The organism is Pseudomonas sp. QC2 (assembly GCF_002859085.1).
Classification (GTDB): Bacteria; Pseudomonadota; Gammaproteobacteria; order Pseudomonadales; family Pseudomonadaceae; genus Aquipseudomonas; species Aquipseudomonas petroselini.
Genome location: NZ_PKKS01000023.1, coordinates 755,921 through 782,509, shown reverse-complemented (window position 1 = coordinate 782,509; position 26,589 = coordinate 755,921). Strand labels below are relative to the sequence as shown.

The 26,589-nt window shown below is 61.2% G+C and carries 23 protein-coding genes; 9 read left to right on the top strand and 14 right to left on the bottom strand.

Annotated elements, in window-relative coordinates:
• Positions 1 to 18: 18 nt before the first annotated feature.
• The 10 genes from pcaD to pcaR form a co-directional block, all read right to left on the bottom strand.
• Positions 19 to 810, bottom strand: coding sequence for a 3-oxoadipate enol-lactonase (gene pcaD / locus QCBJ_RS24440; RefSeq protein ID WP_102061767.1), 792 nt, complete (start codon positions 808 to 810; stop codon positions 19 to 21).
• Between the two features lie 10 nt (positions 811 to 820).
• Complete coding sequence (locus QCBJ_RS24435) at positions 821 to 2,185, bottom strand: 3-carboxy-cis,cis-muconate cycloisomerase (RefSeq protein WP_102061766.1); 1,365 nt, start codon at positions 2,183 to 2,185, stop codon at positions 821 to 823.
• A gap of 10 nt (positions 2,186 to 2,195) precedes the next feature.
• A complete protein-coding gene (locus QCBJ_RS24430; protein WP_012722673.1) occupies positions 2,196 to 3,491 on the bottom strand; it encodes an MFS family transporter in 1,296 nt (431 codons plus the stop codon).
• Between the two features lie 176 nt (positions 3,492 to 3,667).
• Positions 3,668 to 4,234, bottom strand: coding sequence for a protocatechuate 3,4-dioxygenase subunit alpha (pcaG, locus tag QCBJ_RS24425; protein WP_102061765.1), 567 nt, complete (start codon positions 4,232 to 4,234; stop codon positions 3,668 to 3,670).
• Position 4,235: 1 nt separating this feature from the next.
• On the bottom strand, positions 4,236 to 4,940 hold the full coding sequence (gene pcaH / locus QCBJ_RS24420) for a protocatechuate 3,4-dioxygenase subunit beta (RefSeq protein WP_012722671.1): 705 nt from the start codon (positions 4,938 to 4,940) through the stop codon (positions 4,236 to 4,238).
• Positions 4,941 to 4,957: 17 nt separating this feature from the next.
• Positions 4,958 to 6,160, bottom strand: coding sequence for a 3-oxoadipyl-CoA thiolase (pcaF, locus tag QCBJ_RS24415; RefSeq protein ID WP_173390398.1), 1,203 nt, complete (start codon positions 6,158 to 6,160; stop codon positions 4,958 to 4,960).
• Complete coding sequence (locus tag QCBJ_RS24410; protein WP_177410681.1) at positions 6,157 to 6,939, bottom strand: CoA-transferase subunit beta; 783 nt, start codon at positions 6,937 to 6,939, stop codon at positions 6,157 to 6,159. Before QCBJ_RS24410 ends, pcaF begins: the two co-directional genes overlap by 4 nt.
• Positions 6,936 to 7,793, bottom strand: a complete 858-nt coding sequence (locus QCBJ_RS24405; RefSeq protein WP_010212331.1) for a CoA transferase subunit A — start codon at positions 7,791 to 7,793, stop codon at positions 6,936 to 6,938. The genes QCBJ_RS24410 and QCBJ_RS24405 overlap by 4 nt, the downstream gene beginning before the upstream one ends.
• Before the next feature lie 264 nt (positions 7,794 to 8,057).
• Complete coding sequence (locus QCBJ_RS24400; protein WP_012722668.1) at positions 8,058 to 9,398, bottom strand: MFS transporter; 1,341 nt, start codon at positions 9,396 to 9,398, stop codon at positions 8,058 to 8,060.
• Between the two features lie 145 nt (positions 9,399 to 9,543).
• The gene (gene pcaR, locus QCBJ_RS24395; protein ID WP_012722667.1) at positions 9,544 to 10,386 is read right to left on the bottom strand and encodes a pca regulon transcriptional regulator PcaR; all 843 of its coding nucleotides are present in this window, start codon (positions 10,384 to 10,386) and stop codon (positions 9,544 to 9,546) included.
• A 555-nt stretch (positions 10,387 to 10,941) separates the two neighbouring features.
• Between pcaR and QCBJ_RS24390 the strand changes: the two genes are divergently transcribed.
• A complete protein-coding gene (locus tag QCBJ_RS24390; protein WP_043204933.1) occupies positions 10,942 to 11,142 on the top strand; it encodes a hypothetical protein in 201 nt (66 codons plus the stop codon).
• A gap of 313 nt (positions 11,143 to 11,455) precedes the next feature.
• Positions 11,456 to 12,931, top strand: coding sequence for an inorganic phosphate transporter (locus QCBJ_RS24385; RefSeq protein ID WP_012722665.1), 1,476 nt, complete (start codon positions 11,456 to 11,458; stop codon positions 12,929 to 12,931).
• Between the two features lie 165 nt (positions 12,932 to 13,096).
• Here the strand turns inward: QCBJ_RS24385 and ccoM are convergent, their stop codons facing one another.
• Both ccoM and QCBJ_RS30235 read right to left on the bottom strand, forming a co-directional pair.
• Entirely contained in the window at positions 13,097 to 13,213 is a 117-nt protein-coding gene (gene ccoM / locus QCBJ_RS30580) for a cytochrome c oxidase subunit CcoM (RefSeq protein ID WP_010212341.1), read from the bottom strand.
• A gap of 143 nt (positions 13,214 to 13,356) precedes the next feature.
• The gene (locus tag QCBJ_RS30235; protein WP_017137225.1) at positions 13,357 to 13,518 is read right to left on the bottom strand and encodes a hypothetical protein; all 162 of its coding nucleotides are present in this window, start codon (positions 13,516 to 13,518) and stop codon (positions 13,357 to 13,359) included.
• Positions 13,519 to 13,648: 130 nt separating this feature from the next.
• On the opposite strand from QCBJ_RS30235, the gene QCBJ_RS24380 reads away from it, so the two are divergent.
• From QCBJ_RS24380 to QCBJ_RS24370, 3 genes are all read left to right on the top strand, one after another.
• On the top strand, positions 13,649 to 14,515 hold the full coding sequence (locus QCBJ_RS24380) for a LysR substrate-binding domain-containing protein (protein ID WP_102061763.1): 867 nt from the start codon (positions 13,649 to 13,651) through the stop codon (positions 14,513 to 14,515).
• Between the two features lie 90 nt (positions 14,516 to 14,605).
• Positions 14,606 to 15,076, top strand: coding sequence for a RidA family protein (locus QCBJ_RS24375; protein ID WP_102061762.1), 471 nt, complete (start codon positions 14,606 to 14,608; stop codon positions 15,074 to 15,076).
• Positions 15,073 to 16,254: an aminotransferase class V-fold PLP-dependent enzyme gene (locus QCBJ_RS24370; protein ID WP_102061761.1), complete on the top strand. Its 1,182-nt coding sequence runs from the start codon at positions 15,073 to 15,075 to the stop codon at positions 16,252 to 16,254. Before QCBJ_RS24375 ends, QCBJ_RS24370 begins: the two co-directional genes overlap by 4 nt.
• Here the strand turns inward: QCBJ_RS24370 and QCBJ_RS24365 are convergent.
• On the bottom strand, positions 16,251 to 16,592 hold the full coding sequence (locus QCBJ_RS24365; protein ID WP_043204931.1) for a hypothetical protein: 342 nt from the start codon (positions 16,590 to 16,592) through the stop codon (positions 16,251 to 16,253). The genes QCBJ_RS24370 and QCBJ_RS24365 overlap by 4 nt on opposite strands.
• A gap of 219 nt (positions 16,593 to 16,811) precedes the next feature.
• Between QCBJ_RS24365 and rapA the strand changes: the two genes are divergently transcribed.
• The gene (gene rapA / locus QCBJ_RS24360; RefSeq protein WP_012722659.1) at positions 16,812 to 19,658 is read left to right on the top strand and encodes an RNA polymerase-associated protein RapA; all 2,847 of its coding nucleotides are present in this window, start codon (positions 16,812 to 16,814) and stop codon (positions 19,656 to 19,658) included.
• A 119-nt stretch (positions 19,659 to 19,777) separates the two neighbouring features.
• Here rapA and QCBJ_RS24355 read toward each other — a convergent pair whose 3' ends face one another.
• Entirely contained in the window at positions 19,778 to 21,124 is a 1,347-nt protein-coding gene (locus tag QCBJ_RS24355; protein ID WP_012722658.1) for an MFS transporter, read from the bottom strand.
• Positions 21,125 to 21,376: 252 nt separating this feature from the next.
• Between QCBJ_RS24355 and QCBJ_RS24345 the strand changes: the two genes are divergently transcribed.
• The 3 genes from QCBJ_RS24345 to QCBJ_RS24335 all read left to right on the top strand — a co-directional run bounded on the left by QCBJ_RS24345 (position 21,377) and on the right by QCBJ_RS24335 (position 26,527).
• Positions 21,377 to 21,742 carry a YkgJ family cysteine cluster protein gene (locus QCBJ_RS24345; protein ID WP_012722657.1) on the top strand — a complete coding sequence of 122 codons (366 nt, stop codon included), beginning with the start codon at positions 21,377 to 21,379 and terminating at the stop codon, positions 21,740 to 21,742.
• 138 nt (positions 21,743 to 21,880) lie between these two features.
• A complete protein-coding gene (locus tag QCBJ_RS24340; protein WP_102061760.1) occupies positions 21,881 to 24,145 on the top strand; it encodes a bifunctional diguanylate cyclase/phosphodiesterase in 2,265 nt (754 codons plus the stop codon).
• Positions 24,146 to 24,349: 204 nt separating this feature from the next.
• A complete protein-coding gene (locus QCBJ_RS24335) occupies positions 24,350 to 26,527 on the top strand; it encodes a hypothetical protein (RefSeq protein ID WP_012722655.1) in 2,178 nt (725 codons plus the stop codon).
• Positions 26,528 to 26,589 lie beyond the last annotated feature (62 nt).

The following is a 26,589-nucleotide window of genomic DNA, read 5'->3' as shown; positions in this document are numbered from 1 at the left end:
AGCGCCCTCGCCACAGGTTTAGTGCGCCAGCAAAAATGCCAGCACACGGTCACTGAACGCCGCGCCGACCTGCACATTCGACAGGTGTGCCGCATAAAACTCGGCGTATTCGGCGCCCTGCACATGGTTCTGGATAAAGTGACTGCCTGCAGGCGGGGTGACCGCATCTTCGGTGCCGGCGACCACCAGCGTCGGTACTTTGATCCGAGCCAATTGATCACGGTAATCCGCATCGCGCACCGCTGCGCAATTGGCGGCATAACCTTCAGGCGACGTCGCCGCGAGCATGTCGGTAATCTGCTTGGCCTGGTGCGGGTTGGCCGCCGCGAAATCGGCGGTGAACCAGCGCGCAATCGATGCATCGCGCAGCGCGACCATCGCCGCCGCGCCATCACGCAACACCGTTTCGATGCGCGGGTTCCACACCTCCGGCGTACCGATCTTGGCGGCGGTGTTGCACACCACCAGGCGCTGCAGACGCTCGCCGGCGTTGATGCCCAGCCATTGGCCGATCAGGCCGCCCATGGAAAGGCCGCAGAAATGCGCGCGTTGAATAGCCAGCGCATCCAGCAGCGCGAGCACATCGTGCCCCAGTTGCTCGATGCTGTAGGGCCCCGCCGTGACCAGGGATTTGCCATGGCCACGGGTGTCAAAACGCAACACGCGAAAATGCTTGATGAAGGCCGGGATCTGGATGTCCCACATATGCAGGTCGGTGCCCAACGAGTTGGACAGCACCAGCACTGGCGCATCCACGGGCCCATCCAATTGGTAATGCAGTTCGCCCTCGGCGAGTTGTACAAATGCCACAGCGGCCTCCTTAGGCGGTCAATGCAAAGTGTTCGGTCACAGCGCGGGTCACCCAGGTGTGCGCCTGGCCCAAGTAATGGGCCGGGTCGAGCAGGCGGTCCAGTTCGGCCGCCGACAGCTCGGCGGTGACCTGCGGTTCATCTGCCAGCACCGCGCGCAAATGGCGCCCATCGGCGACGGCGCGTTTGCAACATTGCTCCAGCAGATGGTGCGCCGTTTCGCGCCCCAGCCGTTGAGCGAGCACGATGCTGACGGCTTCGGCCAGCACCAGCCCTTGGGTCAGGTCGAGGTTTTGCGCCATGCGTTGCGGGTCGACTTCCAAGCCTTCGCTCACCAGCAAGGCCTGTTGCAACGCACCGGACACCAAGCGGCAAATCTCCGGCAGGGTTTCCCATTCGGCATGCCACAGGCCCAGGCTGCGCTCGTGCTCCTGGGGCATGGCACTGAACATCGTCGATACCAGGCCCGGCACACGGGTGGCGGTGCTGATCAGCACCGCCGCGCCCACCGGGTTACGTTTGTGCGGCATGGTGGACGAGCCGCCCTTGCCCGGCGCCGAAGGTTCGAAGACCTCTGCCGCTTCGGTCTGCATCAACAGGCTGATATCGCGCCCCAACTTGCCCAGGCTGCCCGCGATCAAACCGAGCACGCTGGCGAACTCCACCAGGCGATCGCGCTGGGTGTGCCAGGGTTGCTCGGGCAGGTTCAGTTGCAACTCCGCTGCCAGCGCCTCAGCCACCGGCATGGCCTGCTCGCCCAGCGCTGCCAGGGTGCCGGAGGCACCGCCGAATTGCAGCACCAGCAGGCGCGGTTTCAGCTCTGCCAGACCCTGGCGACTGCGGGTTACCGCCCCCAGCCACCCGGCGATTTTCATCCCCAGGGTGACCGGCGTCGCATGTTGCAGCCAGGTACGCCCAGCCAACGGCACACCCGCATAACGCCGGGCCTGGGCGGCAAGAATGTCGCCCAGGTGCGTCAGGTCCGCTTCGATCAGCGCCACCGCTCGCCGCAGTTGCAGTACCAGGCCGGTGTCCATCACATCCTGGCTGGTGGCGCCCAGGTGCACATAGCGTTCGGCCCCGGCATCTTCACTGGCAATCAACTTGCCCAGCGCCTTCACCAGTGGAATCGCCGAATTGCCCGCCGTGGCAATCGCCACGCCGAGGGCATCCACGTCATACAACGAGGCCAGGCACGCCTGGGCAATCGGTGCGACGGCGGCCTGGGGAATCAACCCGACCTGGGCCTGGGCCCGGGCCAACCCGGCTTCAAAATCCAGCATGCCCTGCAAGCGGCCCTGGTCGCAGAACACCTCGGCCATGCTGCCTGCCGTGAAGTAAGCGTCGAACAATTGATTGCTCGTGCGCAGTGTCATAGCTCATCCCTTACAGATCGTGGTGCAAGTACTCCGCCTGTTTCGGCAGACGCAAGCTGAACAGGAAGGCCACCGCCATCATGCCGGTGACGTACCAATAAAAGGTGTTTTCCATGCCCATGGACTTGAGGCCCAAGGCCACGTATTCCGCCGAACCGCCGAAGATCGCGTTGGCCACCGCGTACGCCAGGCCCACGCCCAGGGCGCGTACATGAGGCGGGAACATTTCCGCTTTCACCAGGCCGCTGATCGAGGTGTAGAAACTCACGATGGCCAGGGCCAGGGAGATCAGCACAAAGGCCAGGAACGGGCTGGTCACGGTTTTCAGGGTCAGCAGGATCGGTACGGTGCACAGGGTGCCGAGAGCGCCGAACCAGAGCATCGAGTTACGGCGGCCGATCTTGTCCGAGAGCATGCCGAACAACGGCTGCATGCACATGTACACAAACAGCGCGCCGGTCATGATGTAGCTGGCGGTCTTGGCGTGCATCCCGGCGGTGTTCACCAGGTACTTCTGCATGTAAGTGGTGAAGGTGTAGAAAATCAGCGAGCCGCCGGCGGTGTAGCCGAGCACGGTGATGAACGCGGCCTTATGGTTGCGGAACAGCGCGGCAATGCTGCCGGCATCCTTGTCTTGGCGCATTTCCTTGCTGGTGGTTTCCTTTAAGGTGCGACGCAGCAGCAGGGAGATCACCGCCGCAATCGCGCCGATCACGAACGGGATCCGCCAGCCCCAGGCGCGCAATTCTTCTTCGGTGAGGATCTGTTGCAGGATCACCACCACCAGCACCGCCAGCAGTTGCCCGCCGATCAGCGTCACGTACTGGAACGACGCGAAGAAACCACGCTGGCCCTTGAGCGCGACTTCGCTCATGTAGGTCGCGGTGGTGCCGTATTCGCCCCCTACCGACAAACCCTGGAACAACCGCGCCACCAGCAGCAATGCCGGGGCCCAGGCGCCAATGTCTTTGTAGGTGGGCAGGAAGGCGATGACCAGGGAACCGGCGCACATCATCAGCACCGAGATCATCATCGAGTTCTTTCGCCCGTGCTTGTCGGCCACACGGCCAAACAGCCAGCCGCCGATGGGGCGCATCAGGAATCCGGCGGCGAACACACCGGCGGTATTGAGCAGTTGCACCGTAGGGTCATCCGACGGGAAGAACGCCGGGGCAAAGTAAATGGCGCAGAAGGCGTAGACGTAGAAGTCGAACCATTCGACGAGGTTGCCGGAAGAAGCCCCGACAATCGCAAAAATCCGTTTGCTGCGTTCTTCTCCGGTGTAGTGACTGGTCGTTGTTGTCATGTGTTTTCACTCAGTGGGAACGGTTATAGCCTAGACATACTTTGCAATAACCTCGTTCCGCAAGCAGACTTTTGGGTAGGTAGTGCCTGAACCGGCCCCATCGGGGGCAAGCCCCTCCCACACCGCCTATCAAATGTGGGAGGGGGCTTGCCCCCGATGGGGCCCTGACAAACGACTCAGTAATCGAAGAACACCGTCTCCTTGTCTGTCCCTTGCAAAATCACATTCCACTGATGCACACCGTCCGCATCCGTCTTGGCAATCAAAGTACCCCGCCGCTCTGCAGGCACACACGCCAGCAACGGGTCATCGCCATTCAAGGCCTCACCCTCGAAATAAATCCGCGTCAGCAGGTGCTTCACCAACCCACGGGCGAACACCAGCACCACCAAGTGCGGCGCCTGGGTGCTGCCCTTCAGGCCCGGCACGGCACCCGGCTTGATGGTGGTAAAGCGAAACCGCCCTTCAGCGTCCACCGGCACCCGTCCGAAACCTTCGAAATTGGGGTCCAGCGCTTTGTCCTGGTCGTCTTCCGGATGGTCGTACTTGCCGGCGGCGTTGGCCTGCCAGACTTCGAGCATGGCGTCGTTGACGACATCGCCGTTGCCATCCACCACTTGCCCGCTGATCGCCACGCGCTCGCCGAGGGTGGCGGCGACGGTCAGGTCTTCACGGTTCAGCCAAGTCAGGCCGATGTGGTAATACGGCCCGACGGTGTGGGACGTGGTCGCGTTGAGTGTCATCTCATTTCTCCATCGGCGTGGCGTCGCGGCCGCGCAGGACGATGTCCCAGCGGTAGCCGAGCGCATAGGAAGGAATGGTTTTTTCCAGGTCGAAACGGGCGATCAAGCGTTCCTTGGCGCGGGTATCGGGTACGCAGTTGTAGATCGGGTCGTATTCCAGCAGCGGGTCGCCGGGGAAGTACATCTGCGTCACCAACCGCGTCAGCACGCTCGGGCCGAACAGCGAAAAGTGGATATGCGCCGGGCGCCACGCATTGTGGTGGTTGCCCCACGGGTAGGCGCCGGGCTTGATGGTCTGGAACTGGTACCAGCCCTCGGCGTCGGTGACGGTGCGGCCGGTGCCGGTGAAGTTCGGGTCCAGTGGCGCGTCGTGCAGGTCGCGCTTGTGGTTGTAGCGGCCGGCGGCGTTGGCCTGCCAGATTTCCACGAGGATGCCAGGCACCGGCAGGCCGTTTTCATCGAGCACACGGCCATGAATGATGATGCGCTCGCCCTGAGGCTCGCCTTCATGCTGGGCGGTGAGGTCGTTGTCCTTCGGGTCGACACGTTCGGCGCCGATGGTCGGGCCGGTGATTTCCGACAAGGAATGGGGCAGGAACACCAACGGTTTGGACGGCGAACGCAGGTTCGTCGACTGGTAGGCCGGGTGCAGGTAATCCGGTTGAGTGCCCGCTTGCGGGCGCCGGTATCCGGGCTTGTCACTCATGGAGCAATCCTCTCTTATTAGATGCGTTCAATCGCCAGGGCCAGGCCTTGGCCTACCCCCACGCACATGGTCGCCAGGCCTTTACGGCCGCCGGTTTTCTCAAGTTGATGCAGGGCCGTCAGCACCAGCCGCGCGCCGCTCATGCCCAGCGGGTGGCCGAGGGCGATGGCGCCGCCGTTCGGGTTGACCTGGGGAGCGTCGTCGGCGATACCCAGTTCGCGCAGCACCGCCAAGCCTTGGCTGGCGAAGGCTTCGTTCAGTTCGATGACGTCAAAATCAGTGACCGCCAGGCCCAGACGCTCCACCAGTTTGCGCACCGCGGGCACCGGACCGATGCCCATCACACGCGGTGCAACACCAGCGCTGGCCATGCCCAATACGCGGGCGCGTGCGGTCAGCCCGTGTTTCTTGACGGCCTCGGCGGAGGCCAGGATCAGCGCTGCCGCACCGTCATTCACACCCGAAGCGTTGCCGGCGGTGACGGTCTTGTCCGGGCCATTGACCGGTTTGAGTTTGGCCAAGGCTTCCAGGGTGGTGTCCCGTGGGTGCTCATCGTGTTCCACCACGGTTTCGCCTTTTTTATGGGCGACCCGCACCGGTACGATTTCTTCGGCGAAAAAGCCGGCGGCCTGGGCCGCAGCGGTGCGTTGCTGGCTGCGCAGGGCAAAGGCGTCCTGGTCGGCGCGGGACACCTTGTAATCGTCGGCGACGTTGTCAGCGGTCTGCGGCATCGCATCCACGCCGTACTGCTCTTTCATCAAGGGGTTGATAAAACGCCAGCCAATGGTGGTGTCTTCCAGCTTCATGTTGCGCGAGAACGCCGCATCGGCCTTGCCCATGACGAAGGGCGCACGGGACATCGACTCGACGCCACCGGCAATCGCCAGCTCCATTTCGCCGCTGGCAATCGCCCGGAAAGCCGTGCCGATCGCGTCCATGCCCGAGGCGCACAAGCGGTTGAGGGTCACGCCCGGAACGCTGTCCGGCAAGCCCGCCAGCAACAGCGCCATGCGCGCCACGTTGCGGTTGTCTTCACCGGCCTGGTTGGCGCAGCCGAGGAACACTTCATCGACCGCATTCCAGTCCACCGACGGGTTGCGTTCGATCAGTGCCTTGATCGGGAGCGCGGCCAAGTCATCGGCACGCACGCTGGACAGCCCTCCCCCGAAACGGCCGATGGGGGTACGAATGGCATCACAGATAAAGACATCGCGCATCAGGCTTCTCCCGGTGCTTGGCCATGGGCGGCCGCGGTGCGTGCTTCAAGGTCACGCAGCGCAGTCAGTTCAACATCCGTCGGTTCGGCGGTGGTGTCGACCTGATCGGCAAAACGAATGGCCCAACCGGTGGCAGCCACCACTTGCTCACGGGTGACGCCAGGGTGCAGCGCGGTGACCACGAACTCATGGGTGCCCGCTTCCGGCTCCATGATGCACAGGTCGGTAATAATCCCTACAGGCCCGGCGCCCGGCAGGCCCAGGCGTTTACGCGAGTCGCCGCCTTCGCCGTGGCCGACCGAGGTGATGAAGTCCAGCTTGTCGACAAACGAACGCGACGACTGCTTGAGGATGATCAGCACGCTCTTGGCCGAACCGGCGATCTCCGGCGCACCGCCAGCACCCGGCAGGCGCACTTTGGGTTGGTGATAGTCACCGACCACCGTGGTGTTGATGTTGCCGAAACGATCGACCTGGGCCGCGCCGAGAAAGCCGACGTCAATGCGTCCACCTTGCAGCCAGTAGCGAAAGATCTCACCAGTGGGCACTACGGTGTCCGCGGTTTCCGCCAACTCGCCATCGCCGATGGACAGCGGCAGCACCGAGGGCTTGGCGCCAATCGGGCCGGACTCATAGATCAGTACCACATCCGGCGACGAGGTCAGGCGCGCCAGGTTGGCCGCCTTGGACGGCATGCCGATGCCGACGAAGCAGACGGAGCCGTTCTTGAGGCGGCGCGCGGCGGCGACGGTCATCATTTCATTGGTCGAGTAAGCCATCACTTGGCCTCCTGCGCGGTGGCCAGCTTGGCCTGGAATTCGGTGAAATCGGCAGTGCCGTGGATGTATTCATTGATCCACGCGGTGAAGGTCCCACGGTCGCGGGCGATCGGGTCCCACGCCTGATAGAAGCGGTTGTCACGTTCGTTGTAGCCGTGGGCGTAGGACGGATGCGCGCCACCCGGTACATGGCACACCGCAGTCAGGGCCCAGGTCGGCAGCACGCAGCTGTTCATCGGTGCATTGAGGTCATCGACGATTTCTTCGACGGTGACGATGCAGCGCTTGGCCGCCAGGGCCGCCTCCTTCTGTACGCCGAGGATGCCCCAGAGCAACACGTTACCTTTGCGGTCGGCCTTTTGTGCGTGGATCACGGTGACGTCCGGACGCACCGACGGCACCGCCGCCAGCACTTCACCGGTGAACGGGCAGGTCACGGTCTTGATCAGCGGGTTGACCTTGGGCAGGTCGGAACCGGCGTAGGCGCGCAGTACCGCGAACGGCAGGCCCGAGGCACCCGCGACGTAGGCATTGGCCAGGTCGGCATGGCTGTGCTCTTCAATTTCCAACGGTTGCGGCCATTGCTTCTCGACCGCGTCGCGCAGGCGATGCAGGGAGCCCACACCCGGGTTGCCGCCCCAGGAGAAAATCAGCTTGCGGGCGCAGCCGGCACCGATCAACTGGTCGTAGATCAGGTCAGGCGTCATACGCACCAGCGTCAGGTCTTTCTTGCCCTGACGAATGATTTCATGACCCGCTGCCGTAGGGATCAGATGGGTAAAGCCTTCCAGAGCGACGGTATCGCCGTCGTTCACAAATTGCTTCACCGCGTCACGCAGCGCGAGGATTTCAGCCATGGGGTTCGGGCTCCCGGTGTGGATCGAAAAAGGCGCTGAGGTGGCGCCGAAGTGCTTGAAGATTAAGCCGGGGAAACGGGCCAAACAATCCGATAATCGACTCAGTGTTCGATTATCGAACGAATTGTTGCTTAGCTAATAATCTGGAGGAACACGGTCAATGTGGGAGCTGGCTTGCCTGCGATGGCATCGCCGCAGTGTCACTGGCATACCGAGTCGTCTGCATCGCAGGTAAGCCAGCGCCCACAAGCGAAGCGGCCACCGTCAGGTAGCGTCAGCGTGGCTGACCATGCCTTTGATCACGACAGCGGCCGTGGCCAACGCGGCGGGAATCACCAACGCCGTGAGCACCTGCTCGAAGTTCCAGCCCAGTCCCAGCAAGGTCGCGCCCATCCATGCCCCCAGGATCGCGCCGAAGCGACCGATGCCGAGCATCCACGACACGCCGGTGGCGCGGCCTTGGGTCGGGTAGAAGCGTGCGGCCAGGGACGGCATCGCCGATTGCGCACCGTTGACACACATGCCGGCGATCAGCACCAGGGTGGCAAGCAAGGTGATATTGCCCAGGCTCTGCCCCACCGCATAGGCAAACACCCCGGCCAACAGGTAGAACGTGCCGATGACCTTGTGCGGGTTGAATCGGTCCATCGCCCACCCCACACCCACTGCACTCAACACACCACCGAACTGGAACAATGCGCCGATAAATGCCGCCTGCTCCATGCTGGCGCCGCTGTCGCGCATCAGGGTCGGCAGCCAGCTGGTGAGCAGGTAAACGATCACCAGGCCCATGAAGTAGGTCAGCCACAACAGCAAGGTGCCGGCACTGTAGGTACCGGAAAAGATCACCGCGAATACGTTACGGGCCTTGACGGTTTTCTGCTCGGGCACGCTGAAATGGGTGGCCTGGGCGACGATGGAGGGCTCGATGGGTGACAGGGTTTTGCGCACCTTGTCGGTCCCCCGATTGCGCACCACCAGGTAACGCGCCGATTCGGGCAGCCACACCAGCAATACCAACGCCAGGATCAATGGCAGGACGCCGCCGATCAGCAGCAGGCTGTGCCAGCCGAACGCCGGGATCAGCTTGGCCGAGATGAACCCGCCGCCGGCCATGCCAAGGTTGAAGCCGCAGAACATGCTGGTCACCAGCAACGACTTGTGACGTTCCGGGGTGTATTCGGACAGCAGGGTCGTGGCATTCGGCATGCCGGCGCCCAGACCCAGCCCGGTGAGAAAGCGCAGCACCAGCAACTGATCGACGTTGCTGCTGTAGGCCGACGCCAGGCTGAACGCGCCAAACACCAGCACCGCCCCTACCAGCACCACCTTGCGCCCGAAACGATCCGCCAGCGGGCCGGAGCCCAGCGCGCCGAACACCATGCCGATCAATGCGGCGCTCATCACCGGGCCGAGGCTGGCGCGGTCGATGCCCCAGTCCTGGGACAATGCAGGCGCGATAAAGCCCATGGCGGCGGTGTCGAGGCCATCAAGGAAAACAATCAGGAAACACAGGATCACCACGCGCCACTGATAACGTGACAGAGGCTGGGTATTGATGAAGGACTGGACGTCCAACGGAGTACCGACAGAGGGCTGATTCATTATTTTTATTTCCACACCGATGGCGGGCTGACGACCTGGGGCCGTCGTTATTATTCGGCGCCCCTTCGAGCGCTGCCGCACATTAATAAGCCAGGGGAAACACCGTCAATTCATCAACCCGGGTTCTGTGCGGTCACCGAACAGCTTAGGCAAACAGCTGCGCACTCAACTCGCGGCTGGCACTGAGCATGCTCGGCAGGAAGCGCTGTTCCAGCTCACTGCGGCTGACACGCCCGGCATGGGTGCTGACGTTCAGCGCGGCCAACACCTGGCCCGACGCGTCGTAGACCGGCACCGCAATGGAACGCAGGCCCTGCTCCAGTTCCTGGTCGACGATGCACCAGCCCTGTTGACGCACTTGTTGCAGGCATTCGAACAGCGCCTCAGGCGTCGTGAGGGTACGGCTGGTCTTGGTTTGCAGGTCGGCGTGGTCGAGGTAGTCCTGCAGCGAGGCATCGTCCAACGCCGCGAGCAAAATGCGGCCCATGGAGGTGCAATAGGCCGGCAGCCGCCCTCCCACCGACAGGTCCACGGAAATCAGGCGCTGGGTGGTGGCCGAACGGGCGATATAGAGGATGTCGTCACCTTCGAGTGTCGCCATGTTGCAGGCTTCGTGGAGCTGCTCGCTCATGCGATCCAGGTAGGGTTGGGCCGACACCGCCAGCGGTGTGGACGACAGGTAGGCATGGCCCAGGGTCAGGACTTTGGGCAATAGCGAATAGGTCCGCCCGTCGGTGGTGGCGTAACCGAGCTTGATCAAGGTGTGCAGGCAACGGCGCACGGCGGCGCGGGGGATTTCCGTTCGGTGGCTGATCTGGGCGATGGTGAGGTGGCGCTTGCGTTCCTGGAACGCCTGCACCACGGCCAGGCCACGGGCCAGGGAGGTCATGAAGTCCGGATCACCGGTAAACGCTTGGATACGCTTGGCCGGAGAGGCAACGATCGGCGGCGCCGCTGACGCGAAAGAGTTGCGCAATTGATCGTTCATGTCGGGATCCTTTCTCTTATTGTCGACCGCTGGGGAGGTTAGATGGCTATTACAAGCCGCGTCAGCCGGCCTGCACAAGACAGTGCCGATAACATTGTGCGATTATCGGACGATCATTCGATTATCGCAATTTTCTGGCACCCAGCCATACCAGGCTGCAGTGACATTAAAAGAGCGGCGAACATAATGCCTGAACTTAGGTGGAATTTATGACGCCAGAATTTGCGCAATTACCGGCGCGTCCGTGTAACAAAACACTCACACAAAGTTGACGGTTTTTAACTTTATGCCGATAGTGTTATTCAAATGCATCGCTATAATGCACTCTATGCGCAGGTTCGCCCGGTTTGCAGTATCGGAACCGGCGCCCACTAGATGATGCACAGGCCGTGCATTATCGGTCGCAACTATCTGTCTCGAATGTCTGCACTAAACAAGTGCCGCCCCTGCAGGGTCCAAAGTTGAACGTTTCCACGGGTCAACTTGAAACACCCCGAGGGCGCATTCCGGCATAACGCTGCAACGTATTTACACTCAACTCAATTAGGTAACGATGTGACGAAAGATGAACTGCGCGCGGAACTTGAGCGCCAGGAGCAACGTTACAAGGACGTTTACGGCGGGGAAGTCACCACCTACGCCGCCCAGCCTGAACCTGAACGCAAACCATGGCGCAAACGAGCCAGCCTGCTCGACCAGGCATTTGCCCAGGAAATCCAAAAGATTGAACAGGAACTCAAATCCGAAGAGCCATAAGCGATTCGGTTTGACCCCAAGGTTATGGTCTTGACTGCTGGCACATAGCTAGCAGTCAGCCACCCTGCATCCCACCACTAACAGTAAAATTTCATACAAATGTTTCTGGCGTGACGATTTTGTGACAATCACCCGCCCTGCGGGCCCTCTGCTTTATAAATCAAAGACTTGCCAAAGCCCCGAAAACCCTGGGATGCACCCCTTTCCCGAGGTTTTTTTCAGGGAAGATGCTTACCGATGAGCAGCTAGTGCATCGATTACTGAGGTTTTCTGGCATAATCGCGCCCCCTTACGACCGGGTCAGAAAACCTTCATGATCGATTTATTCAGCGGACTGGATGCTTGGGTTCTCGTGAGCCTGCTGCTCGCCCTGGCCTTTGTCCTCGCCTTCGAGTTCATCAATGGCTTTCATGACACCGCTAACGCGGTGGCCACAGTCATCTATACCAAAGCCATGCCGCCGCACCTGGCCGTGTTCTTCTCCGGGGTGTTCAACTTCCTCGGCGTATTGCTCGGTGGTGTCGGTGTCGCCTACGCCATCGTGCATTTGCTGCCGGTGGAGTTGCTGATCAATGTGAACACCGGCCATGGCTTGGCGATGGTCTTCTCTTTATTGGCTGCGGCGATCACCTGGAACCTGGGCACCTGGTACTTCGGTATCCCAGCCTCCAGCTCCCACACCCTGATCGGCTCGATCCTCGGTGTCGGCCTGGCCAACGCCCTGATCAACGACATCCCCCTGGCTGACGGTGTGAACTGGCAGAAAGCGGTGGATATCGGCGCATCGCTGGTGTTCTCGCCGATGGCCGGCTTCCTGGTCGCAGCCCTGGTGCTGCTCGGCCTGAAGTGGTGGCGTCCGCTGTCCAAGATGCACAAGACCCCGGACCAGCGCCGCAAGCTTGATGACAAGAAGCACCCGCCGTTCTGGAACCGCCTGGTCCTGGTGATTTCCGCCATGGCCGTGAGTTTCGTGCACGGCTCCAACGACGGTCAGAAAGGCATCGGCCTGATCATGCTGGTGCTGATCGGTATCGTGCCGGCGCAGTTCGTACTCGACCTGGGCAGCACCACCTACCAGATCGAGCGTACCCGCGACGCCACCTTGCACCTGAACCAGTTCTACCAGCGCAACCATGAGACCCTGGGTGAATTCCTGGCCTTGGGCAAAAGCGTGAAGGACGACCTGCCGGGCAAATTCCGTTGCAACCCGCAACAGACCGAGCCGACCATCAATGCGTTGCTGGGTACGTTGAAAGGTGTCTCCGACTACCATTCGCTGACGGCCGATCACCGTATCGAAGTACGCCGCTACCTGCTCTGCCTGGACGACACCGCGAAGAAAGTCGGCAAATTGCCAGGCCTGCCGGCACGTGAGAAGTCCGACCTCGACAAGTTGCGCAAAGACCTGACCGCCACCACCGAATACGCACCGTTCTGGGTAATCCTCGCCGTCGCACTGGCCTTGGGCCTGGGCACCATGGTGGGCTGGAAGCGTGTGGTACTGACCATCGGCGAGAAGATCGGCAAGCAGGGCATGACCTATGCCCAAGGCATGTCGGCGCAGATCACCACTGCGACCATGATTGGCTTTGCCAATATCTTCGCACTGCCGGTGTCCACCACCCACGTGCTGTCGTCGGGTGTGGCCGGTACCATGGTCGCCAATAAAAGCGGCCTGCAAGGCGGCACCGTTAAAACGATCCTGATGGCCTGGGTGCTGACCCTGCCAGCCACCGTGGCCCTATCGGCCGGGTTGTTCTGGTTGGCGTCCAAGGCACTCGGCAGCTGATAGCCGCCTGCACAAAAAAAGGTGCGATCCGCGAGGTTCGCACCTTTTTTATTGCCCAATTCCAAACCCACCTATTGTCCCTGTGTTGATTATCAAATCGCAGGCAAAAAAAGGGCGACCGAAGTCGCCCAAAATGCCTTGCGTGCTCATGTAACCCGGAAAAACCTATGGTTTTTTACGCTTGTTCGCGTCTTTCCAGATAAAAATTCCAAACCCTACAAAAAACATCACCATGAGGCTCACAGTCAGCACTCCGGCAAACACCACATTATCGATAAACATGACCGGCCTCCTGCACTTGCCCTGTTGCGATAGGGCTAAGTTAATGCAGAAGGCGGATTGGAAAATTGACGGGGATCAATGTCGCCCACGACGGAGCGTAAAGAAGGGCAATAACTGACCTGCATCAATGGATGCAGGCTGTTTCAACGCTTTTTCGGCTTGTTCTTCGGTTTCTTCTTCACTTTACCCAGCGGCATTGCCTGTTCGAAGGCCTGGCGCACTTCATTCAGGCGCTTGTCATTGAGGTCATGCACGCGCTTGGCGCGTTCGGCATTCAGGTCGATCAGCTTGTCGTCTTCACTCATGGCTTGGCTTACGTCGTGGAGGGAATGGCCCAATAATGCGGCCTCCCCCGCCCAACGGCAAATCAGCCAGCGACAAAAGGCAGGCCATCGCCCAAAATCGCTACTTTTCCAGACCCGGAGACGCACCCAGGTGGCACTGCACAAGGACCTTCCGCCGTTGCTGGCCCTGCGCGCCTTCGAAGCCGTGGCGCGGCATTTGAGTTTTATCAAGGCCGCGAACGAGTTGTCGGTGACCCAGAGTGCCCTGAGTCACCAGGTGCAGAAACTTGAGCAGTACTTGGATAAACCGCTGTTTATCCGACGCACGCGCGCGATCGACCTGACCGCCGACGGCCAACAGTACTACGACGAAATCCGCCCGGCGCTCGACGCCATCGCCGCGGCCACCCGCGCCCAACGGGCCACCCCCAGCGCCAGCGTGTTACGCATCGGCTTGCTGGCGTCCTTCGCCACCTTGTGGCTGGCGCCGCGTCTGGCTGGGTTCCTCAATCGCTACCCCCCTATCCAGGTGGAGCTATTGCCGGCCATTCAACTCGCGAACGTCGCTGGCGCTGAGGTCGACCTGGCCATCCGCTATGGCAAGGGTGATTGGCCCGACGTGCAGGCCACGCGACTGATGCCGGAAGTCATCTCCCCGGTGTGCAGCCCTGCGTTCAAGGTACGGCAGGACAGCCCGCTGCTGATGGCGACGTCGCACCGCCCTTTTGAATGGACCGATTGGTCCGAGCACTACCAAGTCGACCTCGCCCACCATCCCCGCGTGATGATGCACGACTACAACATCGTGGTCGAAGCCGCCGTGGCCGGCCAAGGCATCGCCATGGGCCGTCATCGCCTGATCGAACGCAGGCTGCAGGACGGCAGCCTGGTAGAAGCGTTCGATTGGCCGCCCTACCACAGCGACATCGGTTACTGGCTCATCGCCCCTCAAGGTCCCGCCAGTGAAGCTGCCGCGTGTTTCAGCCAGTGGTTGAAGGAAGCCTGCGCCGACGCGTGAGTTATTTCGATAGGTCGCGTGAGATCTATCCGTTTGTCGCCCTTCGATACAGCCAACATGCTGAAACCTCTTGAACCCAGAGGATTGATCATGAGCGACTCCCTCCGCCAACGCGTGCACGCCCTCGGCCTCGCGCTGCCTACGCCCAGCCAGCCGATTGCCAATTACATCAACCACGTCGTCAGCCAGAACCACCTGTTCGTCTCCGGTCAGATTCCGCTGGTGGACGGCAAACCGGCCTACGTCGGCCGGTTGGGCGAGTCCATCAGCGATGAGGAAGGCGCATACGCGGCAGAACTCGCGGCCCTGGGCCTGCTGGGGCAGTTGAGCGATGCCCTCGGTGATGACCTCTCACGACTGGTACGCACCGTGCGCCTGGGGGTGTTTATCGCCAGCGGCGCTGACTTCAAACAACAGAGCGTGGTCGCCAACGGCGCCTCCAACTTGCTGGTCAACGCCCTTGGCGAAAAGGGCCGGCATGTGCGCACCGCCGTAGGCGTTTCCAGCCTGCCGGCCGGCGTGGCGGTGGAGGTCGATGCCATTTTCGAGCTGCGCCCATGAGCCCGCTCGACGTTCAGCACCTGCGGGACAACACGCCTGGTTGCCAGTCCGGCATCGTGCACTTCAACCACGCCGGTGCCTCGCTGCCGAGCCAGGCGACCCTCGATGCGATCATCGAACACCTGCAACGGGAAGCCCGCGAGGGCCCAATGGAAGCCGCCGAGCATGGCGCCGTCTTGGTGGAAAAAGCCCGCCGTGCCGCCGCGCAACTGCTTAACGCCCCGGTCTCATCCATCGCGTTTGCCGGCAGTGGCTCGACCGCATGGAGCATGGCGTTCCAAGCCTTGGGGCCGTGGCAGCCGGGCGATCGCATTCTGGTCGGCCGCCACGAATGGGGCGGTAACCTGGCCAGCATGGAAGGGGCGGTGCAAGCAGGCGCTCGGGTGGAGGTCATCCCCTGCGACGACAGCGGCGCAGTCTGCCCAGTGGCGCTGGAGTCGATGATCGACGCTCGCGTGAAGTTGATCGACCTCACCTGGCTCCCGGCCAACGGCGGCCTGATCAACCCCGCCCAGGCCATCGGCGAAGTGGCCAGGCGTCACGCCATCCCCTACTTCATCGACGCCGGCCAAGCCGTCGGCCAACTGCCGGTGGATGTGCAAGCGCTGCACTGTGACGTGCTCAAGTCAGCCGGGCGCAAACACCTGCGTGGGCCACGAGGCACCGCGCTGTTGTATGTGCGACCGGCTTTTCTTGAGCGCTTGAACCCTGTTCAGCGTGACGTGTTTTCAGCGCCCTGGACCGCCCAGGGGTTCGACCTGCGCCAGGACGCACGGCGCTTTGAAACCAGCGAAACATCCTTCGCCTTGCTGGCGGGGCTGGGCAATGCGTTGCACGAGATGAACAGGCTGGGAATCGAGCGCCTATGGGAAAGGGTTTCGCAGACCAGCGAGCGAATCCGCGAAGCGTTGCGTGGGGTTCCGGGCATTACCCTGCATGACTTGGGCACTCACCAGTCAGGCTTGATCGCCTTCAACCTGGCGGGTTGGGACGCCTTTGAACTCAAGCGGCGCCTGGGGTTGAAGCGCATCAACATCGGGGCCAACGGTGTCGCCTATACGCCGCTGGATATGCAGGCGCGGGGCCTTGAAAGCGTGGCGCGGATTTCTGTCAGCCCGCTCAATACCGAACACGAGATCGAGGTGCTGATAACGGCCCTGCGGGCACTGCACGACTAAACCTCGACGTCCACCCACAGGCCCTGGCGTGGCGCATCTTCGATCAGCGGTATCACCGGCACCGTATTGTCGGCGTTGAGCACATCCCCCGGAATGGCCAGGTGCTGCTCCGGGTCGTCCTCGGCTTCACGCCGGCGTTTCTGTTGTTCCTGCTGGCGACGTTGTTCTTCACGCAGCAAAAACGTCGACGTCTCGGCATCGCCCTTTTTCAGGTCGATGGTGCTTTCGTTGGAGCCCGGTTGCACTGGCACCACGGGCGGGATATCCGGCTTCTGACGTACCGGATCGAGTTGTGACGTGACCGGCACAACGCTGACGGGCAGCATGGGTGGCAGCATAGTGATTATTCTCCTGATCAACAGGCTGTCGGCGGGTTGCAGGGTGACTTGAGCGCAAGCTCGCCAACCTGTGACCCAGTCGACACTCGCAAGTGCCCGCCACCCGTCGATTCAGCTTCCGATGTGCCACCCCCAGGGAGTAGTTTTTGTCAGAGTCCTTGGGCGTGGGGGCTTGTTCCGTTAAGATAGTCGGCTTTTTCACGGCGGGAGTCAGGCAGCATGGCGCAGCAGTATCAACCGGGGCAACGCTGGATTAGTGACAGCGAAGCAGAGCTGGGGTTAGGCACCGTTCTGGCACAGGACGGCCGCTTGTTGACCGTGCTCTATCCGGCCACTGGCGACACCCGCCAGTATGCGCTACGGAATGCGCCCCTCACCCGCGTGAGGTTCTCGCCGGGTGACTCCATCACCCATTTCGAAGGCTGGAAAATGACCGTGCAGGAAGTCGACGATGTCGACGGCCTGCTGGTGTACCACGGCCTCAATGGGCAGCACGAGCAGGTCACCCTGCCGGAAACCCAACTGTCCAACTTCATTCAGTTCCGCCTGGCCAGCGACCGCCTGTTCGCCGGGCAGATCGACCCGCTGGCCTGGTTCTCGCTGCGTTACCACACGCTGGAACACACCAGCCGCCAATTGCAGTCTTCGTTGTGGGGCCTGGGTGGCGTGCGTGCGCAACCTATCGCTCACCAATTGCACATCGCCCGTGAAGTCGCTGACCGTATCGCGCCACGGGTATTGCTGGCTGACGAAGTCGGCTTGGGCAAGACCATCGAAGCCGGCCTGGTGATCCATCGCCAATTGCTGTCGGGCCGCGCCAGCCGCGTGTTGATCCTGGTACCGGAAAACCTGCAGCACCAGTGGCTGGTGGAAATGCGCCGCCGCTTCAACCTGCAGGTCGCGCTGTTCGATGAAGAGCGCTTTATCGAAAGCGATGCGACCAACCCGTTCGAAGACACCCAGTTGGCCCTGGTGGCCCTGGAATGGCTGGTCGACGACGAAAAGGCCCAGGACGCGCTGTTCGCGGCCGGTTGGGACCTGTTGGTGGTCGACGAAGCCCACCACTTGGTGTGGCATGAAGACAAAGCCAGCGCCGAATATTCGCTGGTCGAACAACTCGCCGAAGTGATTCCCGGCGTGCTGCTGCTCACCGCTACCCCCGAGCAACTCGGCCAGGACAGCCACTTCGCGCGCCTGCGCCTGCTCGACCCGAACCGTTTCCACGACCTGCACGCCTTCCGCGCCGAGAGCGAGAACTATCGCCCGGTGGCCGAAGCCGTGCAGGAGTTGCTCGACAAGGGCCGCTTGTCCCCCAAGGCCCACGAGACTATCCAGGGTTTCCTCGGCAATGAAGGCGAAGCACTGCTGACCGCCGTCAACGATGGCGACACCGAAGCCAGCGCGCGCCTGGTGCGTGAGCTGCTCGACCGCCACGGCACCGGCCGCGTGCTGTTCCGCAACACCCGCGCCGCCGTGCAAGGCTTCCCGGAGCGCAAGCTGCACGCCTACCCGTTGCCGAACCCGGACGAGTACATGGAGTTGCCGCTGGGCGAACACGCCGAGCTGTACCCGGAAGTCAGCTTCCAGTCGCAGCCGGACGTCGAAGAAGAACACCGCTGGTGGCGCTTCGACCCACGGGTCGAGTGGCTGATCGACCAGCTGAAAATGCTCAAGCGCACCAAGGTCCTGGTGATCTGCGCCCACGCCGAAACCGCCATGGACCTGGAAGACGCCCTGCGCGTGCGCTCCGGCATCCCGGCCACAGTGTTCCACGAGGGCATGAACATCCTCGAGCGTGACCGCGCCGCCGCCTACTTCGCCGATGAAGAATTCGGCGCCCAGGTGCTGATCTGCTCGGAAATCGGCAGTGAAGGCCGTAACTTCCAGTTCTCCCACCACTTGGTGCTGTTCGACCTGCCGTCCCACCCCGACCTGCTGGAACAGCGGATCGGCCGTCTGGACCGGATCGGCCAGAAACACGTGATCGAACTGCACGTGCCGTACCTGGAAACCAGCCCGCAAGAGCGCCTGTTCCAGTGGTACCACGAAGCGCTGAACGCGTTCCTCAACACCTGCCCGACCGGCAACGCCTTGCAGCATCAGTTCGGTCCACGCCTGCTGCCGCTGCTGGAAAACGCCGACGACGGCGAGTGGCAAGCCCTGATCGACGAGGCCCGTGCCGAGCGCGAGCGTCTGGAACAGGAGCTGCACACCGGCCGCGACCGTCTGCTGGAGCTCAACTCCGGCGGCGCAGGCGAAGGTGATGCGCTGGTGGAAGACATCCTCGAGCAAGACGATCAGTTCGCCCTGCCGATCTACATGGAAACCCTGTTCGACGCATTCGGCATCGACAGTGAAGACCATTCGGAAAACGCGCTGATCCTCAAGCCCAGCGAAAAAATGCTCGACGCCAGCTTCCCTCTGGGCGACGACGAAGGCGTGACCATCACCTACGACCGTAACCAGGCACTGTCGCGCGAAGACATGCAGTTCATCACCTGGGAACACCCGATGGTGCAGGGCGGCATGGACCTGGTGCTGTCCGGTTCAATGGGCAACACCGCCGTGGCGTTGATCAAGAACAAGGCGCTCAAGCCGGGCACCGTGTTGCTGGAACTGCTCTACGTCAGCGAAGTGGTTGCCCCGCGCTCACTGCAACTGGGCCGCTACCTGCCACCGGCCGCCCTGCGCTGCCTGCTGGATGCCAATGGCAACGACCTGTCCGGCCGTGTGACCTTCGAAACCCTCAACGACCAGTTGGAAAGCGTGCCACGTGCCAGCGCCAACAAGTTCATCCAGGCCCAGCGCGACCAGCTGACGCCGCGGATCAACGCCGGTGAAGAGAAGATCACCCCACGCCACGCCGAGCGCGTAGCCGAGGCCAAACGCCGCCTGGCGGCAGACACCGACGAAGAGCTGGCGCGCCTGACCGCGCTGCAAGCGGTCAACCCGACCGTACGCGACAGCGAGCTGGTTGCCCTGCGCACCCAACGCGAGCAAGGCCTGGCCATGCTGGATAAGGCGGCGCTGCGCTTGGAAGCGATTCGGGTTCTGGTCGCCGGTTAATAGCTACCTTCTTTCTTTGTCTTGAGGGCCTCATCGGGGGCAAGCCCCCTCCCACACGTTGATTTGTGAACGCAGTCAAATGTGGGAGGGGGCTTGCCCCCGATGGCGTCACTGCGGTCTCAAACAGCAACCGCCGCAGCAGGTACCTCCACCCCGCTCAACCCCTCTTTCATCTTCTTGGCATCCCGCACAAAGCTGCGCGACGCCTGGAACAGAAACAGCATGGTCAGGAACAACGCCACCGGAATCAGGTACATGGCGTCATGCAACCCCACCGCCTTGTAAGCCTCGGTCATCTGCTCCGCCCCCGCCGCATACATCGCCGAATGAGCAAAATGGTCGGACAAGCCCCCTACAACGATCGGCCCCATGCCGCCACCCAACAAATACAGCCCGGCAAAAAACAGCGCCATCGCCGTGGCCCGCAGGCGCGGTTCGACCACATCCTGGATCGCCGTGTACACGCAGGTGTAGAAGTTATAGGCGAACAGCCAGCCCACACTGAACAACGCCACAAACACACCAATCTCAATGCGCCCGGCGTGCAACGCCCAGGCCGTGGTCACGGTGGAGATGATCAGGCTGAACGCAGCGAACAGCAGCCGGCCGTTGGCGACACGCTGATGGATCTTGTCGGCGATCCAGCCACCCAGGGTCAGGCCCACCAGGCCGGTCAGGCCGACGATCACCCCGGTTGCCACGGCGGCATCCTGCAACGGCATCAGGAAATAACGCTGCAACATCGGCACCAGGAATGAGTTGCAGGCATAGGTCGCGAAGTTGAAGCACAACCCGGCCAGCACCAGCCACAGGAAGGTCGGCACCGCCAGCACGCGGCGGATCGGGCGGTCGACGCGTTCCTGTGAAACCTGCACGGTTTCCGCCGCGCCGCGCTTGGGCTCCTTGATATAGAACATGAACACAGCAAGGATCAGCCCCGGCACCGCCGCGATAAAGAAGGGTGCACGCCAGCTGTCGAACGCCTTGACCATCCAACCGATGGTGAAGAACGCCAGCAACAGACCCAACGGCAGCCCCAGCATGAAAATCCCCATGGCCCGCGCGCGGCGGTGCGCCGGGAACAGGTCGCCAATCAATGAGTTGGCGGCTGGCGCATAGCTGGCTTCGCCAATGCCAATGCCCATGCGCACCAGCAAAAACGTCCAGAAACTGCCGACCAGACCGTTCACCGCCGTCAGCCCGCTCCAGGCGAACAGGCCCCACCCCATCAGTTTGCTGCGCGAGCCGGTATCGGCCAGTCGCCCGAGCGGCAGGCCGGCAATGGCGTAGACGATGGTGAAAGCGGTGCCGATGATGCCGAGCTGGAAGTCACTCAGGTGCCATTCCATGCGGATTGGCTCGATGATGATCGCGGGAATGGTGCGATCGAAGAAGTTGAACAGATTGGCGAGGAACAGCAGGAACAGAATGCGCCAGGCATTCGCCGCTTGGGTCGAGTTCTGCATGGGTCCGTCTCTTTTATTGTTATGAGAGCTGCGATGCCCGATGCATCCTGCCCGGTACCTGCAACATAGTCAGGCGGGCGAGGCTTGTCTGTAATGATTCGTAAAGCTGATAGGGCATGATTTCACCCGGCATCCTGGGACTTTCCCTACGGAAAATATAAGTTCTGTCCCCTCTTCCCAATGGCCATGGCACGGATAGAATGGCGAGCCTTCCTGTAACACCCCATTCTACTTTTCTTATCGATGACGCCCATGTCCGAAGCCAGTCCGTGTCTGAATTGCGGTGCCTGTTGTTCACACTTTCGTGTGTCTTTCTTCTGGGGTGAATGCGCCTCGTCGGGAGGCACGGTGCCCGATGACTTGGTGGTGCAAATCAACCCGACCCGCGTGGCAATGATCGGCACCGACCAGAAACCTGCGCGCTGTTGCAGCCTTGAGGGTGAAGTGGGCCAGGCCACCCGTTGCACGATCTACGAGCAGCGTTCGAGCGTATGCCGCGAATTCGAGTCCTCGTGGTACCAAGGCGTACAAAACGTCGATTGCGATGCCGCACGCGCAGCGTTTGGCCTGGCCCCCCTGGAAGCCCCCTTCGAGTTGACACTGCCCATCAGCGCTTAGCATCAAAAGCTATGGGAGGCATGCCAAAATGGTTCACAGCAATGTGCCATTATTCGTGGCAAATTCCGCGAGGCTTCTATACTGGACCTCATAGGTCATCGCCGTAGGCAGTGACGTGACTCTATGACGGGACATGCTATGGAATGGCTAGGTCTGCATTTTTTTACCGGACTTCCAGAGAGCGGGCACTTATTACTCAATTGCAGTCATAACCCCTTCCTGGTACTCCTGGCCTACCTGGTCGCTTGCGCGGCGGGTTTCGGCACGCTGGACATGGCCGAGCGCGTCGGCCACGTCGAGGACCCTACCGCAAGACGCCACTGGCGCTGGCTCGGCGCCGGCTGCCTGGCAGGCGGGATCTGGTCCACTCACTTCATCAGCATGCTGGCCTTCCAGGCGCCAATCGCGATTCACTACGACCTGTTGATGACGTTCGCGTCCTTGATGATCGCCCTGATCGCGTCGCTGTTTGCCATGCAAACGCTCAGTCATTCCAGCCTACGCTTCCACCAGTATGTGCTGGCGTCTATATGGATGGGGATCGGCATCGCCTTGATGCACTACGTGGGCATGTCGGCCATGCGTTCCCAGGCCCAACTGTATTTCGACTCGGGATTGTTCCTGGCCTCGGTGGGCATCGCCATGGGTGCGAGCCTGGCCGCGTTGTTGCTGTCGAGTCACTTGCGCACGGGCACCGGCGTGTTTCATCAACTGCTCAAATACGCCGCCAGCCTGGTCCTGGGCGCGGGAATCCTGAGCATGCATTTTACGGGCATGGCGGCCCTGCAGTTGATCGTCCCCGCCGGCGCTGACCTCTCACTGCCTTCGGATAACAACCCCATTCAACTGGGGTTGTCGGTGGCGGTCATTACCCTGCTGGTCATTGGCAGCAGCATCAGCGCCGCCCTGGCCGACAAGAAGCTGCAACACAAAGAACGCGACCTGCGCCGGGTCAATGCCCTGCTCAGCGAACTGGACCAGGCCCGCGCCTCCCTGCAACAGGTAGCCCATTACGACGCCTTGACCAGCCTGCTCAATCGGCGGGGTTTCAATCAGATCTTCGCGGAGAAACTCGCCGAAAAAGCCGCGTCAAACGGCATGATGGCAGTGATCTTCCTCGATATCGACCACTTCAAGCGCATCAATGACAGCCTCGGGCATGACGCCGGTGACCAATTACTCACCGTGCTGGCCGCGCATATCAAGGGCTCGGTGCGCAGCCATGCGGATGTGGTGGCGCGGTTTGGCGGTGATGAGTTCTGCATTCTGATCAGCATTCACCACCGCGACGAAGCCCGGCACCTGGCCCAGCGCATCATGCAAAAGATGAAGGAGCCCATCGAACTGGCTGGCCGCCGTATGGTGATGACCACCAGCATCGGCATCAGCCTGTATCCCGATGACGGCCTGACCTGCGAAGAGTTGCTCAAAACCGCTGACCTGGCGCTGTACCAGTCCAAGGACGCGGGGCGCAACAGCCTGAACTTCTTCAGTTCCAACCTGAAAACCCGAGCCTTCCTCGAACTGCAACTGGAAGAAGAACTGCGCGGCGCCCTGCGCACCCGTAACCAACTGGTGCTGTTCTACCAACCGATATTTGACATGAAACTGGGCAAGGTCACACGGCTGGAAGCCCTGGTGCGCTGGCAACACCCACAGCATGGGCTGCTGGCGCCGGACCGGTTTATCGGTATCGCCGAAAGCAACGGGCTGATTGCCGAATTGGACCACTGGGTGCTGCGCCAAGCCTGTCATGACCTGAGCCTGCTGTCTGACCGGGGCTATACCGAATTGACCATGGCGGTGAACTGCTCGGCCCTTAACCTGGCCCGGGATGAACTAGCGGACGAAATCGAGGATGCGCTGCGTTTCAGTGCAATTGCCGCCAACCGCCTGGAACTGGAAGTCACCGAAAACGCGCTGATGGGCAACATCAGCAGCACCCTGGCGCTGCTGCGGCAAATCCGCGCGCTAGGCGTGTCGCTGGCCATCGACGACTTTGGTACCGGCTATTCGTCCCTGGCCTACCTCAAGCGCCTTCCCCTCAACACCTTGAAGATCGACCGCTCGTTTATCCAGGACATTCCCAAGTCCACCGCCGATATCGAGATTGTCCAGGCGATTATTGGCATGGCCCATACCCTGCACCTGGAGGTCGTCACCGAAGGCGTGGAAACCCAGGCGCAGTTCGAGCTGTTGCTCAAGCATGGCTGTGATTTCGTCCAAGGCTACCTCTTGAGCCCGGCAGTGCCCGCCAGCGACATCATCGGTGTCATGCAGGGTATCAACTTGCGCAACCCACTCTATCCGCACAGCCTGGTGGGCGCCAAAGACAGCAGCGCACCGAAAGAGCCTGCTCCCACGCGCAAAGGCAACACGTCCATCGTCAGGCCAATTCGCTGACGCCTAAACTTTGGCATTTCGCCATCATTTGCCTAAAGAACGCCGACGAACGGCCGATTCATCAGAGTCCGGCCAGGTTTTCCCTGAGCACAACAGGGTCAAGCCCGATCGTCCCGGACAAGGACGCACTGCAAAGTCGCGAACTCCCATTCCGTGATGGCCATTTGATACTTTTCAGCCATCCGCCCAGGCACATGGCGCACAATGACTTCTAAAAATAACTCTGCCACCGTGGTATCCGACGTGTTGCTCCCAGCTCCTGCGGAAAAACCCTCAGGTTCAAAGTCATTGAGCACCGCCCGCCCGCTGGCCACTCAGCAATACCTGTATTTCACCGAAACCAATACCGACCGCATCCTCGACAACCTTGATGGCCTGCGCGACATGGTGTTCCCTCGCCCGCCCCACCTGGAAGGCGACAGCGATCCGCGCACCGAGCAGGAATTCCCGTCGGTGTGCCTGATCGGCCTGGGCCGTTGCGGTTCGAACATCGCGCTGGATGTAGCGGAGCTGGTGTACAACGCCCGCAAGTTCTACTTGAACGAGTTCAGCAACGAAGATAAATCACAGGACAAGGGTTACAGCCCGGCCCAGTGGATCCGCAACAACCTGCGCCTGGGCAGCGGCAAGGCCAGCAAACCGGTGTTCCTGGTAGAACCGCTGGTGATGCTCGGCGACCTGGACAAGGACATCGCCGGGCGCATCCGTTTTTCGCGCAAGGGCGAGAAAAGCGGTTTCCTGCGTGACTACAGCAAGATGAAAATCATGGACCTGTCGGAGGTCCACGCCGGTGGCGCCGGTAACGCGCCGATCCTCGGCCAGTACCTGGCCAAGATCATCCTCAACAAAGACACCCAGCGTTTTTCCAGCCCCGACTGGAAGATGATCCACTCGTATTTGATCGACTCCTGCGGCATCAAGGCCAACCAGTCGCGCCTGTACTTCTCAATCTTCAGCGCCGGCGGCGGTACCGGCTCAGGCATGGCCTCGGAGTTCGGCCTGGCCCAGCAGCACTCGTACATGAACAAGACGTTCGACACCAAGCCCGCCGACGAGCACGACAGCAAGAGCGGCCACGCCTTTGTGTTCGAGCCGATCTTCACCAGCGGCATTTGCGTGCTACCGAATATCTCCGACCACCGCAGCGAAATGTCCGAGGCGCTGCACATCAACGCCGGACGGCTGCTGTGCAAATACCTGTCGGAAGAATGGGATTTCTCGTACAACTTCGCCAATGAAGACAGCAGCGAAGCCAGTGTGAAGGGCCGTATCCGGCCGTGGAACGCGATGATGCTGATCTCCAACGACATCATGCGTTATGCCGAAGAAAGCGATGACGGCAATATCCAGAACATTGACGTCAATGCCATGGAAAAACACGCCAACCAGTATATTTCCCAGCAGATCTTCAACATCCTCACGGCCCAGGCCGTGACCACCGACTACGACCAGAACTACTTCCGCCGCGCCGGTATCGACATCGGCGAAACCATTCGCCTGGATGCCAATGACCTGTTCATGAGCCTGGCCGGCCCGGTGGCGATTGCCTACGCCGAGTCAGTGGTCCCGGAAACGCCGGCACCGTCGAATGACAAATTCAAGGTCTTCGAGAAAGAGCCCCAGCGCCTGAACATCGACGACCTGTTCTTCCGCTCCATCGACCTGCCGCACTTCAACAAGGTCACCCAGGCCATCGAAGGCATCAGCTTGCTGCCGATCGAATCCAAGCGCTACAAGGCCTCCCTGGAGCAGTACAAGAACTCCGGCTACGACGCGGCCGCGCTGCATGACCTGCATTTCTTCAAAAACTGCTCGTCGGTGGTGTCCATCGTGTCGCTGCCCAAGGACTACAAGCTGTCCTACATGGACCTGAACCGGCTCAAGACCCACCTCAACAGCTTGTTCCCCAACACCACCCTCAAGCGCTACGCGCTGGTGATCGGAGCCTCGGCCAACCTGTCGTTGACCACCCTGATCGCGAAAAGCCCGTGCCTATCGGATGACTTCCTCACGTTGATCGTGGCCTTTATCAAGCGCTGCTTTGCACGTAACCCGTACCGCTTCGATGACACGCTGGACAACTCGATCCTGGACTTCATCATCCACGAAGACTTCGATGAAGACCGCATCGACGAGTTGCTCAACGAGTTCGAAAACCCGGCAAAGATCCTCGATACCAACTGGTACGCGATCAAGCCGATGTATGAGAAGAAGTACCGCGAGCTGATCAACGACAAAGACAAGTTCGTGTCGATCAATGACATTCGCCTGTCACGGGACTGCGTGAAGAAAGCGATCAAGTACCTGCGCGAGATTTATCGTCACCGCATTGGCAAGACCAAGGTTATTTCGTTGAATAACCATACCGGGAAAACCGCCTAGGCCGCGTTGCCCTCTTCGCGAGCAAGCCCGCAGTTGACCGCATTTCCGCAGGATGCGCACGG